This is a genomic window from Amycolatopsis sp. NBC_01307, from assembly GCF_035975215.1.
Lineage (GTDB): Bacteria > Actinomycetota > Actinomycetes > Mycobacteriales > Pseudonocardiaceae > Amycolatopsis.
In genome coordinates this window covers 1413201-1427272 of the sequence record NZ_CP108403.1, presented here as the reverse complement: position 1 = coordinate 1427272, position 14072 = coordinate 1413201, and the positions used below count along the sequence as shown (strand labels likewise).

12 protein-coding genes are annotated in these 14072 nt (G+C 72.2%); 7 read left to right on the top strand and 5 right to left on the bottom strand.

Features of this window, described 5'->3' with window-relative positions; all coding sequences use genetic code 11:
• Positions 1–472 precede the first annotated feature (472 nt).
• From OG439_RS05955 to OG439_RS05940, 4 genes are all read left to right on the top strand, one after another.
• Positions 473–2077 carry a beta-1,3-glucanase family protein gene (locus tag OG439_RS05955; protein ID WP_326948337.1) on the top strand — a complete coding sequence of 535 codons (1605 nt, stop codon included), beginning with the start codon at positions 473–475 and terminating at the stop codon, positions 2075–2077.
• An 85-nt stretch (positions 2078–2162) separates the two neighbouring features.
• A complete protein-coding gene (locus tag OG439_RS05950; protein ID WP_326948336.1) occupies positions 2163–2771 on the top strand; it encodes a TetR/AcrR family transcriptional regulator in 609 nt (202 codons plus the stop codon).
• Positions 2772–2852: 81 nt separating this feature from the next.
• Positions 2853–3257: an ester cyclase gene (locus OG439_RS05945; protein WP_326948335.1), complete on the top strand. Its 405-nt coding sequence runs from the start codon at positions 2853–2855 to the stop codon at positions 3255–3257.
• Complete coding sequence (locus OG439_RS05940; protein ID WP_326948334.1) at positions 3254–3940, top strand: SDR family NAD(P)-dependent oxidoreductase; 687 nt, start codon at positions 3254–3256, stop codon at positions 3938–3940. Before OG439_RS05945 ends, OG439_RS05940 begins: the two co-directional genes overlap by 4 nt.
• Before the next feature lie 35 nt (positions 3941–3975).
• Here OG439_RS05940 and OG439_RS05935 read toward each other — a convergent pair whose 3' ends face one another.
• Together OG439_RS05935 and OG439_RS05930 are read right to left on the bottom strand one after the other, a co-directional pair.
• Positions 3976–4881, bottom strand: a complete 906-nt coding sequence (locus tag OG439_RS05935) for an NADP-dependent oxidoreductase (RefSeq protein ID WP_326948333.1) — start codon at positions 4879–4881, stop codon at positions 3976–3978.
• 56 nt (positions 4882–4937) lie between these two features.
• Positions 4938–5429 carry a MarR family winged helix-turn-helix transcriptional regulator gene (locus tag OG439_RS05930; RefSeq protein WP_326948331.1) on the bottom strand — a complete coding sequence of 164 codons (492 nt, stop codon included), beginning with the start codon at positions 5427–5429 and terminating at the stop codon, positions 4938–4940.
• 68 nt (positions 5430–5497) lie between these two features.
• Here OG439_RS05930 and mug point away from each other — a divergent pair, with 68 nt between their 5' ends.
• The 3 genes from mug to OG439_RS05915 all read left to right on the top strand — a co-directional run bounded on the left by mug (position 5498) and on the right by OG439_RS05915 (position 9125).
• Positions 5498–6058, top strand: coding sequence for a G/U mismatch-specific DNA glycosylase (mug, locus tag OG439_RS05925; protein WP_326948330.1), 561 nt, complete (start codon positions 5498–5500; stop codon positions 6056–6058).
• Between the two features lie 235 nt (positions 6059–6293).
• The gene (locus OG439_RS05920) at positions 6294–7454 is read left to right on the top strand and encodes a 4-hydroxybenzoate 3-monooxygenase (protein WP_326948329.1); all 1161 of its coding nucleotides are present in this window, start codon (positions 6294–6296) and stop codon (positions 7452–7454) included.
• A 15-nt stretch (positions 7455–7469) separates the two neighbouring features.
• Positions 7470–9125: a methyltransferase gene (locus tag OG439_RS05915; RefSeq protein WP_326948328.1), complete on the top strand. Its 1656-nt coding sequence runs from the start codon at positions 7470–7472 to the stop codon at positions 9123–9125.
• 676 nt (positions 9126–9801) lie between these two features.
• On the opposite strand, the gene OG439_RS05910 is transcribed toward OG439_RS05915, so the two are convergent.
• The 3 genes from OG439_RS05910 to OG439_RS05900 form a co-directional block, all read right to left on the bottom strand.
• Complete coding sequence (locus OG439_RS05910) at positions 9802–10419, bottom strand: hypothetical protein (protein WP_326948327.1); 618 nt, start codon at positions 10417–10419, stop codon at positions 9802–9804.
• Positions 10420–10445: 26 nt separating this feature from the next.
• Positions 10446–10994, bottom strand: a complete 549-nt coding sequence (locus tag OG439_RS05905; RefSeq protein ID WP_326948326.1) for a hypothetical protein — start codon at positions 10992–10994, stop codon at positions 10446–10448.
• Between the two features lie 243 nt (positions 10995–11237).
• Complete coding sequence (locus OG439_RS05900; protein ID WP_326948325.1) at positions 11238–13952, bottom strand: BTAD domain-containing putative transcriptional regulator; 2715 nt, start codon at positions 13950–13952, stop codon at positions 11238–11240.
• Positions 13953–14072 lie beyond the last annotated feature (120 nt).

Below are 14072 nucleotides of genomic sequence, written 5' to 3'. Positions count from 1 at the left end.
ACTCGACGCGGTGACGCTACAACGCACCCGAAGGCGAAGTCAATGAACCGGCACAACACCACTTCGCAGCCTGACGGCGTGAGTTGTGACGTTTCAACACGCCGCTCGACGGTCGAAGTCCGCCCGGCGGGCCGGCAGCGGGGTCCGACGTCGCGGCCCGGAAGGCCGTGGTCGTCCAGCTCGCGGCCGCGTCGAGCGAGCCCGACGCCGGCCGGGTCCGCCCTGTCAACGGCCGCCAGGGCAACGGCGCTGCACGAGAAGCTCTCAATACGTCTAGACCATTGACCCGGTGAGTGGCACAGGCCTACCGTCGCGCTACTCCGTCGACGATCGTCGGCCCGTGAAAACGAGTTCAGCCGTTCCTGTCCGAAGTGTCCGCGCCCTTCGCGACGGCGCGCGCTGACAACGTTGTCGCGTTCCGCTTTCGCGTTTTCCGATCGGAGTCACCCCACCCCGGACAAAGGAGTCGCCGATGCGAACTCGAAGAAAGCTGACCGCGATCATCGCCGCGCTCGCGGCGGTCGCGGCGACGGCCGTATGGGGCGGCGTCACCCCCGCCGCCGCCTCCGGTCCCGCGCTCCTGCCGTTGTCCATCACCAACAACACCGGCCGCGGCGACGCCGTCTACCTGTACGTGCTCGGCGTCAACCTCAGCACCGGCCGGCTCGGGTACGTCAACGCCGGCGGCACCTTCACCGCGTGGAGCCCCGGCGGCAACCCCCCGACCCCGGCACCCGACGTCTCCATCGCCGGCCCGGGCAACGGCGGCAGCACGACGATCCAGGTGCCGCGCAACATCTCCGGCCGCGTGTACTTCTCGATGGGCCAGCGCCTGAACTTCTACCTCACGCCCGACGGCCTGGTCCAGCCGGCGCCGTGGGCCGGCGGCGACTCGAACCGCGACATCCTGTTCGACTGGAGCGAGTTCACCTACAACGACGCCGGTCTCTGGCTGAACAGCTCCCAAGTGGACATGTTCGCCATCCCGCACACGGTGAGCGTCACGACCGGGGCCGGCGCGGTGAACTCGACCGGCACGCTCGTCGCGAACGGCCGGGACAACGTCATCAACGGCATCAAGGGCCAGTCCGGCTGGGGCGGTTCCGTCTACACCCGCTCCGACGGCACGGTCCTGCGCGTCCTCGCCCCCGGCAAGGCGGCCGACGCGGGTCAGCTCAGCAGCACCTACCTCGACCCGTACATCAACTCCGCGTGGAACGCCTACACCGGCAAGACGCTGACCGTCGTGCCGTTCGGGGACCAGCCGAACACCAAGTACTTCGGCCGCACCTCCGGCAACGTCATGAACTTCACGAACAGCGCCGGGCAGCAGGTGGCGTCGTTCCAGAAGCCGTCCTCGGCCAACGTCTGGGGTTGTGACGGCGCACTGGCCGCCCCGAACGACCAGGTCGTCGGCCCGATCTCCCGGACGCTGTGCGCCGCGCTCAACCGCGGCACGCTGGGCACGATCGACACCCAGCCCAGCAGCAACGCCGGGGACTTCTACAAGAACAGCCCGACCAACCAGTACGCGCGGCTGGTGCACGCGAACATGGCCGACGGCAAGGCCTACGCGTTCGCCTTCGACGACGTCGGCAACTTCGAGTCCCTGGTGAACGACGGCAGCCCCCGGGCCGCGGGCATCACGCTGAACAGCTTCACCGGCGGCGGCGGGACGACCCCGCCCCCGACGTCGGGCAACCGGCTCATCAGCAACTGGAACGGCAAGTGCATCGACGTGCCGAGCCAGAACTTCGCCGACGGCGTCCACCTCCAGACCTGGGGGTGCAACAACACCGTGGCCCAGAACTGGACGTTCTCCGGCGGCACGCTGAAGACGCAGAACAACATGTGCATGGACGTCGCCTGGGGCTCCACGGCGAACGGGGCGGTCATCCAGATCGCCACGTGCAGCGGCAACGCCGCCCAGCAGTTCGTCCTGAGCGCGGCGGGCGACCTCGTCAACCCGCAGGCCAACAAGTGCGTGGACATCCAAGCCTGGAACGGCAACGACGGAGCGGCCCTCGCGCTGTGGGACTGCACCGGCGGAGCGAACCAGAAGTGGCACCAGGGCTGACCTGGTGACGACCGTGGTGGCCCTCGCGTGTTGGGGCCACCACGGTTCCGCATCAATCGATGCGGAAAAGCGTAAGCTACGGCAGGTGGACACCAGACAGCGCCGCCCGAGCGGCCGGCCGCGGGGATTCGACGCCGACGAAGCGCTCGAGCGCGCCCTGCTGGTCTTCTGGGAGCAGGGTTACGAGGGTGCCAGCCTGGCCACCCTGACCGACGCGATGGGCATCTCCACCACCAGCATGTACGCGGCCTTCGGCAACAAGGAAGAACTGTTCCGCAAGGCCCTGGAGCGCTACACCGAGGGCCCGAGCGCCTACCTGGCCCGCGCCCTCGACGAGCCGACCGCCCTCGGCGTCGTCACCGCGATCTTCGCCGGCACCATCCGGACCACCACCCGCCCGGCCGGCCCCCACGGGTGCCTGGGCGTCCAGGGGGCCCTGGCCACCGGCGACGCCGGCCGCGGCGCCCGCGACCTCCTCGTCGAGTGGCGCGACAACGGCTACACCCACATCCGCGACCGATTCGGCCGAGCCGTCGACGACGGCGACCTGCCACCGGACGCCGACCCGGCGGTGCTCGCCCGCTACGTCACGGCCTTGGCCTACGGCATCGCCGTGCAGGCCTCCAGCGGCGTCGGCCGCGCCGAACTGCAGGACATGGCCGACGCCGCCCTGCGCGCGTGGCCGCCTCTCTGAGCGGCCGCCCACTTCTGTAGTGACCGATGCGGAACGTGCTACGGTGAATTCTGTATCAATCGATGCAGAAAGGGACGTCCGATGTCCGACAGCGCTCTGCGCGCGTTCTACCTGCGCTACCTCGCCGAACTCAACGCCCACCGGTTCGGGCGGATGGACGGGTTCATCAACGACCGGACCACGCTGAACGGCGAGCCCGCCACCCGGGACGACCTCCTCGCCGTGCAGCGAGCCGACGTGGCCGCGGTCCCGGACCTGCACTGGGAGCTGCAGGAACTGCTCTTCGACGGCGACCGCCTCGCCGCGCGGCTGGTCAACACGGGCACGCCGGCGCAGGAGTGGCTCGGCGTGGCCCCCACCGGCGCCTCGTTCGAGATCACCGAGTACGCGATCTACCAGGTGCGCGACGGGCGGTTCGTCCACATGACGGCGCTGCACGACGCCGGCGAACTCCGCCGTCAGCTCACCTCGAAGGGAAACTCATGACCGTCACGCTGATCACCGGGGCCAACAAGGGCATCGGTTTCGAGACCGCCCGACAGCTCCTGGCCCTGGGGCACACCGTCTACGTCGGAGCGCGCGACAGCGAGCGCGGCGAGAAGGCCGCCGCCGACCTCGGCGCCCGGTTCGTGCAGCTCGACGTGACCGACGACGCCTCGGTGCACGCCGCGCTGGCCACGATCGGCGCGGCCGAAGGGCGGCTCGACGTCCTGGTGCACAACGCGGGCGTCCTCGGGAACGAACCCCTCGACGGCCCCGCGGCCCTGCGGGTGTTCGACACCAACGCCGTGGGGATCGTGCGCGTCACGGAAGCGGCGCTTCCCTTGCTGCGCAAGTCTTCGAACCCCACGGTGGTCACCGTGTCGAGCAGCGCGGGATCGTTCTGGGCGGTGACCAACCCCGACCGGCCCGAGTTCCACCTGCCGCTGGCGCTGTACTCGGCGTCCAAGACGGCGGCGACCATGCTGACGGTCCAGTACGCGAAAGCCCAGCCCGGCATCAAGTTCAACGCCGTGGAGCCCGGCACCACGGCCACCGACATGACCGCGGACTTCGGGATCGGCCGGTCGCCGGCGGAGAGCGCCCGGGCCGTCGTGCGCCTGGCCACCCTCGACGCGGACGGCCCGACCGGCACCTTCTCGGACGAGAACGGCCCACTGCCCTGGTAGTCCCGGCGCGACTGCCGCGCCGGGACGCCGGGACGTCAGCCGGCCATCAGCACCAGCCGCTCGCGCACTCCTCCTGCTTCCAGGAGCCGGTGCGCCTCGGCCGCGTCCGCCATCGGCAGCTCGCGGTGCGCGCGTAGCCGCAGCTTTCCCTTGGCCAGCAACGTCATCACCTCTCCGAGCGCCGCCGGCGCCTTCGCCGCGTCCGGGCCCGACAGGCGGACGCCGAAGTCGCCGGCGGCCGGGTCGGAGAGGGTGACGACCCGGCCCGGGTCGCCCGTCAGCTCGACCGCGTCGGCCAGCACGCCCTTGCCCGCCGCGTCCAGGACGGCGTCGACGTCGCCCAGCTCCCGCACCCGCGCGGTGACGCCGGGGCCGTACCGGACCGGTGTCGCGCCCAGCTCCAGCACCAGGGCTTCGTCGTGGGCGCCGACCACGCTGAGCACCTTGATCCCGCGGGCCACGGCCAGCTGCGTGGCGACGACGCCCACCGCGCCACCGCCGCCGAACACCAGCAGCGTGCCGCCGGCGGGCACGGCCAGCTCGTTCAGCGTGCGGACGGCGGCCTCGGCCGAGCTGGGCAGCGCCGCCGCGTCGGCCCACGAGACCGACGCCGGCTTCGGCGTCCAGATCGACGCGACGACGTGCTCGGCGTAGCCGCCCAGCTCGAGCAGGAAGGCCGCCACCTCGTCGCCGACGGCCACGCCGGTCGTCCCCGGCCCGAGTGCGTCGACCGTCCCGGCCACCTCGAAGCCCAGCACCGGGACCGCCGGCAGCGCGAACGCCTTGAGCAGGCCCGAGCGCAGCGGCAGGTCCGTCGGGCTGATCCCGGCCGCCGCCACCTTGATCCGGATCTGCCCCGGGCCCGGCTCCGGCGTCGCCACCGGCGACCAGCGCAGCACCTCGGGCCCCCCGAATCCGGTCATGACCACCGCGTTCGACATGTCCGCTCCTTCCACCGCATTACGTGACATGTCATGCAAGCGGGGAAGGGCCGCGACTATTCCCCCAGCGTCCGCGGGTCCGGCAGGGTCCCGTGGTCGAGGACGTTCTCGTAGACCTGTTCCAGCGCTTCGGTGAGCGGCGCCAGCAGGTGCTCGGGCAGGCCGCCGAAGAACAGCCGCTTGACGAGGTCGACGTGCCCGGGCGCCGCGGCGGCCAGCGCGTCCCGCCCCCGCGACGTCAGGAAGACCTCGGTCACGCGCCGGTCGCCGGGACTCGCGCCGCTGTCGACGAGGCCGCGGTTCCCCATCCGCTTGGCCTGGTGCGACAGCCGGCTGCGCTCCCAGCCGAGCAGCGCGGCCAGCGCGGTGATCGGCATCCGGGCATCGGGCGCGTTGCCCAGCGCGGTGAGGACGTCGTAGTCGGCGAGCGAGAGGTCGTTGTCCGCCTGCAATTGCCGGTTGATCTCGTAGGTGAGGCGCAGCTGGAGCCGGACGAAAGCCAGCCACGCGCGGCTCTGCTCCCGGTCGAGCCAGCGGTCATCCGTCACACCCGCAGATTACATGACACGTCACCCACCGCCGTCCGCCGCGAGCGCCCTGCGTAGAGTCCGAAGCCGTGCCCGACGCCGATCCGCCCGCCGCCCTCCTCCCGGACGTGCTCGCCGACGGCCTGCGGGTGGTGTTCGTCGGCATCAACCCCGGCGGCGGCTCGGTGGCGGCCGGGCACAGTTTTCACAGCGCGGGCAACCGGTTCTGGCCCGCCCTGTACCGCGCCGGGTTCACGCCGAGGCTGCTGCGCGCGGAGGAGGAACGGCTCCTGCTGGGCTGGGGCATGGGCATCACGAGCATCGTGCGCCGCCCCACGGCCCGCGCCTCGCAGCTGTCCCGCGCGGAATTCGTCGCCGGCGGGCAGGACCTGGCCGAGCGGATCGCGGCGATCCGCCCGCAGTGGCTGGCGATGCTGGGCGTGATGGGCTACCGGGCGGCCTTCGGCGCGCCGAAAGCCCAGCTCGGCCCGCAGCCGGAGCCGATCGGCGGCGCGCGCGTGTGGATCGTCCCCAACCCGAGTGGCCTCAACGCGCACTACCCGCCCGTGGCGCTCGCGGCGGAGTTCGCCCGGATGCGCGCGGCCGTCGGCATGCCCGACCGCTCCGGCGTCCTCGACGAAAGTCCGTAAGGGGACCCGGATAGTTCGGTCGCCTCGGTGGGCCCTCGACCACGTCGCCGTCGGCGCCGGGCTGCGAGGTCGACGTGCTGCGGTCCCGGATTTAGCAGTCCTCTTCGGACGGACGATCCCGTATGGGTGATCAATCGCGCCACGAGGGCCGACACGCGGGGTCGGCGGGCGCGGGCCTGGTTCGGGCGGCCCGGGCGGGCCGCCCTTCTCCGGGAAGGGAACGGGCCGGGAACTCATGGCCGATCGGACATCGGTGCTCATCGTCGGCGCGGGGCCGGCCGGGCTGGTGCTGGGCAACCTGCTGCGCGCCGCCGGGATCGACACGCTCGTCCTCGAACGCGGCGGCCGGGACCAAGTGCAGGCCCGGGCGCGGGCCGGTTTCCTCGGCGCGAACAGCGCGCGGGTGCTGACCGAGCACGGCCTCGGCGCCGGGATGCTGCGTGACGGCAGCACGCACGGCACGTGCGCCTTCCGCGACGAAGGCGGCGAGTTCGAGCTGCGGTACGACCGGCTCGGCCGCGGCGAGCGGCACACCGTCTACCCGCAGCACCGGCTCGTCACCGACCTCGTCGAGGAGTACCTCGCCCGTGGCGGCGAACTGCGCTTCGGCGTGACCGTCACGGACGTCGACGCCGAGACCGCGACCGTCGGGTTCCGCGACGAGCACGGGAAAACCGGGCAGGTGAACGCCCGGTTCCTCGCGGGCTGCGACGGCAGCAACGGCGCCACCCGCAAGGCCGTCCCGGCGCCGGCGCACTGCGCGCGCGACCACGGCATCTCCTGGCTGGCCGTGCTCGCCGAGGCGCCCCAGAGCATGCCGGCGGTCACCTACGCCCTGCACGAGCGCGGGTTCGCCGGGCACATGGCGCGCAGCCCCACGGTGACGCGCTACTACCTCCAGGTCCCGCCCGGCGACAACGCCGCGGCCTGGACGGACGAGCGGATCTGGACCGAGCTGGCCGTCCGCATGCGCACCGGTGAGTTCGGCGCGCTGCGCCAGGGACCGGTCACCGAGCGCCGGATCGTGCGCCTGCGTTCCGACGTCGTCGACCCGCTGCGGCACGGCCGGCTGTTCCTCGTCGGCGACGCGGCCAGCCTGATCAGCCCGTCGGCCGCCAAGGGCGCCAACCTGGCGATCATGGCGGCCGAGGTGCTGGCCGCCGCGCTCACCGACGCGCTGCTGCGCGACGACGAGCAGGCCCTGGCCGCCTACTCCCGCACCTGCCTGCCCCGCATCTGGCGGGCGCAGGAGTTCTCCCACTGGATGATCGGCCTGCTCCACGACCAGGCGGGCGCCGGGCCTTTCGGGTCCGCGCTCCGCCGGACCCGGCTCGACAACCTGCGTGATTCCCGCGCGCACCAAGACTTCTTCGCCGAGAACTACGTCGGCATCTGACCTCCAGGAGTGCCCATGACCGCGACGCTCGTCCCCACGCTCGCCCCGGAGGACCTCGCCCGCCTCACCGCGGCGCGGGACCTCGTCCGGGCCGGCGACACCTCCTCGGTGCTCGCGACGGCCCTGCCCGCGTTGCCCGCCGCCGAGCGCGCCGCGCTGGCGGCGCACGCGCCCTTCTCCCACGTCGGGCTGCTCGTCTTCCCGGCCACGCTGGACGGGCTCGGCGCGGAACTGGCCCGCCACGGCCTCGAAACCGGGCTGATGAGCCACAGCGTCGTCGTCCGGGAGCGGCTCGCCCGCCGCTACGGCGTGCCCGCCGACGACCTGACGGTCGGCATCCTGCGCGCCCCGGTGACCGACCGCGACGGCCGGCCGTGCGCGCTGGAGATCTTCGTCCTCGTCACGCCGCCGGACCTGGCTCACATCGCTGCCGACGAACGCCGCCACGGCCGGGAAGACCACTTCGCGCTCGCGGTGCCCCGGGCCGACCCGATCATCCTCAGTGGACTGTGTGCGGCGATCGCCGGACAGCTGCGCCCGGACGGCGGGGGTTACAACGGCCACGAAGACGCCACCGTGCTCTACTTCCGCGACGCGCACCACCCCGCGCCGGCCTACCGGCGGCTGGAACTCCTGTGCGCGGGCGAGTTCCCGCGGGTGCTCGCCGCGCACCAGCGCGCGTCCGAGCCCGGCACGGAACTGCTCGGGCTGCTGACCGGCGCCTGGGCCACCCAAGCCGTCGCCACGGCCGTCGAGCTGCGCCTGCCGGACCACCTGGCCACGACCGCCGGCCTCGACGCGCTGGCCACCGCGACCGGCACCGACCGCGAGAGCCTGGGCCCGCTCCTGCGGTACCTGACCACCCTCGGCGTCGTCCGCGCGACGGCCGCGGGGCACGTGCTCACCGACGTCGGTGCGCTGCTGCGGACGGACGTCGAAGGGGGCATGAGCGCGATCGCCCTGATGTACGGCGGCCCGTTCTACCGTTCCTTCGCCGCGCTGACCGACGCCGTCCGCACCGGCGAAGAGTCGTTCGCGAAGGTCTTCGGCGCGCACCACTTCGCCCACCTGGCCGCGAATCCCGAGCTGGCGGACCTGTTCCACCGCTCGATGGCGGCCAGCAACGCGATGTTCGCCGAGCTCACCCGCGTCGTCGACCTCTCGGCCGCCGGCGTCGTCGTCGACGTGGCCGGCGGCAACGGCGCGCTGCTGTCCCGCGTGCTCGACGCCCACCCGGCGGTCACCGGTGTGCTGATGGACCGCCCGGAAGCCCTGGCCGTCGCCGGCCCGGCGCTGGCGAAGCACGCGACGCGCTGCACCCTCGTGCCCGGCGACTTCACGAAAGCCGTTCCCGGCGACGGTGACGTCTACCTGCTGTCCCGCGTGCTGCACGACTGGGACGACGAGCGGTGCCACACGATCCTCACGACCTGCGCCGCCGGCATGCCCGCGGGCGCCGAACTGCTGATCGTCGAGCGCCTGCTGCCCGCGGAGAGCGGGACGGCGTCGCTGGCGGTGCCGTGGGACATCCACATGCTGTGCAACGTCGGCGGCCGCGAACGCAGCGAGTCCCATTACCGCGCGCTGCTGGCCGGTGCGGGCTTCGAGCTGGCCGACGTCCGCCCGCTGGCGCTGGACGCGTACGTCCTGCGCGCGGTCCGGACGCGCTAGGACGTGTCTGACAAAGGTTTCGGCTGGTGACTTGAGACACTGCCGGTCGTGTCGCGGTTTCAGTTGCTCCCGGACGATCAACGGGTGTTGATCGAAGACCTGTTGCCGGTCCGTGCCGACAGTGTCCGGTCCGTGGCAGACGATCTGGACCTGGCACCGCCGGATGGCCGGCGACGGAACCTGGGACACCGTGCTGCAACGCCTGCTCACCGAGGCCGACGCGGCCGGCCTGGTGGACTGGGCGGTGTCGCTGGGCTCGACGATCGCACAAGCGCATCGGCACGCCACCAACATCACTCGTCCCGCAGGGGCTGGGTCGAACTACACGGGTCTGCCGACCGAGCCGCCTGACCATGCGATCGGCCGTTCCCGCGGCGGGTGGAGCACCAAGGTGCACCACCTGGTCGACGGCAGCGGCCAGCCGCTGGTGGCTCTGGTCGGTCCCGGTCAGGCCGGAGACGCACCGATGTTCCCGCACCTGATGCGGCATCTGCGCGGTCGCGGCACTGTCGCGGCGATCCCCGAGCCGGCTGATCGGATCGAGTACCGCACACGCCGCGGTTCCCGCGGCGGACCCCGCCCGCGTTCGACTCGATTGGACCAAGACATTGTCAGACGCGCCCTAGGCCCACCGGCCGCCGCCCGGTTTGCCGGGCGGCGGCCGGTTTTCGTGGCCTCAGCCGCAGTGTTCGGCGCGCTCCTGGTCGGTCATCGCCGCCGTGTGCTGCGTGATGTCGCCGGTGGAGCCGGGCACCGGGCCGTCCGCGTCGAAGTCCTGGTACCAGATGTAGTGGTCGTAGAACCGGTCACCGAAGTGCATCTCGTAGGTGCCGTGCACCCGCTGCAGCTTCGGCGCGCGCTCCACCCAGCCCTTCTCCCCCGGCCGGACGTCGACGTTGGTCGCTTGCCCTTCGGTGTGCGACGACTCCCAGGTGTGCTGGTACGACGTCTCGATGGACACCTTGAACACTTCCGAGAAGCCGTACTCGGCCGAGAGCGACACCCCGAAGCTGTTCGACTCGCCGGTCGTGTCCGACCAGTTCACCGTGCTGCGCTGCAGGTCCTGCGTGCAGTTGTAGGCCGCCTCGCCGACCTGGTGGCCGTCGCCGGTGTGCTCCTCCGGCGGCCCGGCCGGGTGGAACACGCAGGAGTCGGTGCCGTTGTCGCACTTGTCGAGCAGTTCCCGCGGGGTGGGCTGGCCCTCGGCGGACGCCCCCGGGGCGGTGACGAAGAGTCCGGCGGCGGTCAGCAGACCGATGCCCGCTGCCGTCAGTGCCGTGCGCTTGCCGGTCATGGTCGGCATTCCTTTCGTCGGGGGGATCAGCTGAAACCGATGGACTGGGTGCGGTTGTCCATGTAGGACCCGATGTTGCCGTTGTTCTCCTTGAACGGGCCGTCCCGGTCACCGCTGAGATTCGGTTCCGGGTAGAGCCAGAGCCAGCAGTCGCCCCACGGCTGCACGGACGTGATCCGGTTCTTCCAGTCGTCGCCGAGGTCGAACTGCCAGTTCACCCAGCCGTCCTTCTTGCACAGCTCGGGTCCGGTGATCGTCAGCGAATCGCCGCTGTAGTCCGCGCCGTCGAAGAACGTGCCCTGGATGACGTCGCCCTTCGGCTGCGCGGCGAGTTCCGAGCGCAGCGTCAGATCACGTGCCGCCGCATGCGCGTCGGCCGGCGCCGTGGTGATCGTGCCCTGCGAGGCATAGGAAATCACCTGTTGGTAGTCGGAAAAACACTGCTGCGTACCGGTTTCCGAGTTCAGCACGCAGTGCCGGGCAGCGTCGGCCGCACCCGCCGGAGCGGCACTCACCACCGCGGCCGTCGTCGCGGCCGCGGCCGTCGCGGCGATTCTCTTCCAGTTGTTCGTCATGGCGATTCCTTTCCCCGGTTCCGGTGCCGTGATATGCCCGGAATTTGCGTAATGTCGATGATTTCGACGTTAGCGCAGGGTGATCCACGTCGCGCCCGCGCTGCCCACGGTTACCGCCGGGCTTGCCTCTTAGTCTCCGGCGAATGCCGCAAGGTTGGGCGACGCGATCGAAAGTGTCACAATGGCCCGGTGCCGCAGGTCCGCCCGCGGCACGGATCATCGTGTCCACATCGGACTGTGACGCTACCGCTCGCCGAGCCTGCCTTCGGCCAGCCGCTCCTGGACGCGGGCGTGACGGAACTGGTAGACCCCACCCGCCTGCCGAAGCACGCCGCGGCGGTGGGCGTCGTCGAGGAAGTGCATCAGGCGCCACGGGAGGCGGCCGGTCGCGACGAGCCAGGCGTGGTGGACGAAGTAGTTTCCCCACGCTCGGGTCACCAGGACGGCCAGGCCGATGCCGCCGCCGAAGCACACGCCGACCACGAACGGCAGGACCGGGTTCGTCGCCGCCGGGAACACTTGGCCGCCGGCGATCGCGCCCGCCAGGCCGTAGCACACGGCGGCGACGCCGCGGGCCATGAACCAGCCGAACAACGCGCCCGCCAGCCCGCCGGCGATGCCCAGCGCGACGTCGTAGCGGCCACCCAGCACCGGCAGGAACCGCGTCTGCGCGGTGAACGCGAACGCCATCCCGTCGAACAGCCCCAGCGACACCAGGAACGAGACGGACAACGCGATCGCGCCGGTCCGTTCGTTGCGCAGGATCGTCCGCGGGCTCGACACGCGGCTGGCGTCGACCGGCTTCGCGAGCCACACGTGCACCGCGAACACCAGCCCGAACACGAGCGCCAGGAAGGCGACCAGGCCGGTGGCCAGCGACCAGCCCAGCCCGAGCAGGACACCCACGACGGCCCCGATCGCGAACCGCCCGGCGAACTTCCGGGTGGCCCCGGCGAAGCGCAGTTCGGTGCGTAGCGGTTCCGGCGGACGCGCGAAGCGGTGGGTCAGGTAACCGGCGCCACCGAAGGACAGGGCGTAGATCGCCGCCAGCGCCGGGCCGTCGTCGACCCAGCCGGTGACGACGAACAACACCGCGATCAGCAGCCCGACCAGGCCCGACCGCGTCCCGGCGGGCACCGCCCGGTACAGCCGCCACCAGGCCAGGTCGCGGCTGCGCGTCTGCTCGAGGTGCCAGGCCAGGAACCCCAGCCAGCGTGCCGCCTGCGCCGCGGTGTAGCGCCCGGACGGGCTGGTCTTCGGGTTGCGCCCCGGCGGCTGCGGCACCCGGGCGTAGGCGTTGGGGACGAACGAGTCGAGCAGCTGCCCTTCGAGGGCGGCCGCGTCTCCGGCGTCGAGCAGCTCCGCGGGATCCGCGCCGGGCCGGCCGTAGCCGATCCGCGCGAGGTCGACCATCAACGGCGTCCGCAGCACCCGGGCCAGTGCCGCGTCCGGCTCCCGGCGCAGCCGGTCGGCCACCGGGCGCCAACGGTCGTGATCGGCGCCCTCCCGCGCGGAGAGGTAGGTGATCGCCTCCTGCCGGGCCACGGGTTCGAGCCGCACGACGGTGGCGGCACCCAGGACCGTGCCGGACTCGCGGGTGACCTGCTCGTACTCGGCCGAGCGGCAGGTCAGCACCAGCGAGCGGCCCAGGGCCATGGTCTGGTCCAGCGCGTCGAGCGCCGCGACGCGCAGGTCGGGCGGCATCTCGTCGAGGCCGTCGAGGACCGGGACGACGTGGCCGCCGAGGACGAGCCGGGTGGGCGCGCCGGGCCCGTACTCCCGGGCGGTGAGCAGGGCCGGGTGGTTGTCGGCGAGCCGGTCGGCCAGCCAGCGGTCGAGGTGTTCCCGCCGCGGGTCCCAAGAGGCCAGCGAGAGCAGGACCGGAACCGGGGCACCCGGGGCGCGGGTACGCAGCAGCTCCAGCGTCAGCATCAGGGCGAGCACGGACTTGCCGGAACCGGGATCGCCGAGCACGACCAGCTGCGGCACCGGCAACGCGGTGTACGTCCCGGCGATGTCGTCGAGGTCGCCCCGCAGCGCCGGCTTTCCCGGCCGGGCGGCGGCCGACCAGCGCAGGACGATCGGCTGCGGCCGGTGCAGCGACCGCAGTTCGGCTTCCGCGCGCCACTGCCACGTGACGGCGTCGGCCAGCTCGGTGACCGCCCGGCCGAGGTGGCGATCCGGCGTGGCCGCCGCCTCGGGGGCGACGTCGGCCGGCGCGCTGGGCGTGGCTTCGGTGAGGATCTGCTCGTGGAGCCGTCGCAGGCCGGGGTTCGGGTCGACGCCCAGCTCGTCGGCCAGCCGCCGGCGCAGGCCGTGGAACAACGTCGAGGCTTCGGCGTAGCGGCCCTCCTTCGCGAGGGCGCGCATCAGCAGCAGGTGGGACAGCTCGCGCATCGGGTGCTCGCCGCAGAACTCGGTCAGCTCGCGGACGACCTCACCCGTCTCGCCGAGCCGCAGCTGCCAATCGGCACAGAGCTCCACGGCGTCGAAGCGCTGTTCGTCGAGCACCGCGGCCCGGCCGGCCAGCGCGGACGTCCGCAGCCCGTCGAGCGCCGGGCCCCGCCACAGGGCGAGCGCGTCGCGGATCTCCTTGACGGCGTCGGCGAGCTTCGCCTGCCCGGCGAGCCCCCGGGCCACCGTGACGTGACGACGGAAGCGAAGGGAGTCGAGATCGTCGATCCCGGTCTGCAGGCGGTAGCCGGGGCCGTCGGTGACGATCATCCCGCCGGTCTCGCCGAGCCGGCCGCGCAGCGCGGAGACGCAGTTGCGCACCTGCTTCACGGCCGTCGCCGGCGGCTCGTCCTCCCAGAGCGCGTCGATCAGGCGCTCCACCGGGACGACGGCGTTGGGGTTGAGCAGAAGGGTGGCGAGCGCGCGCTGCTCGCGCGGGCTCGCCAACGTGACCCGATCCCCGTGCACCCGCGCTTCCAGTGTCCCGAGAACACGGAACCTCATCGTTTCCCCCCTCGTCCTCCAGGCTAGCGCCCGGCGTCCGGACCTCGAAACGCCCTGGTGGCGCGCGGGATGCCGGCGCGAGGACGAAACGAGGACGGCGTCCGGAAACCTGGAGGCCCG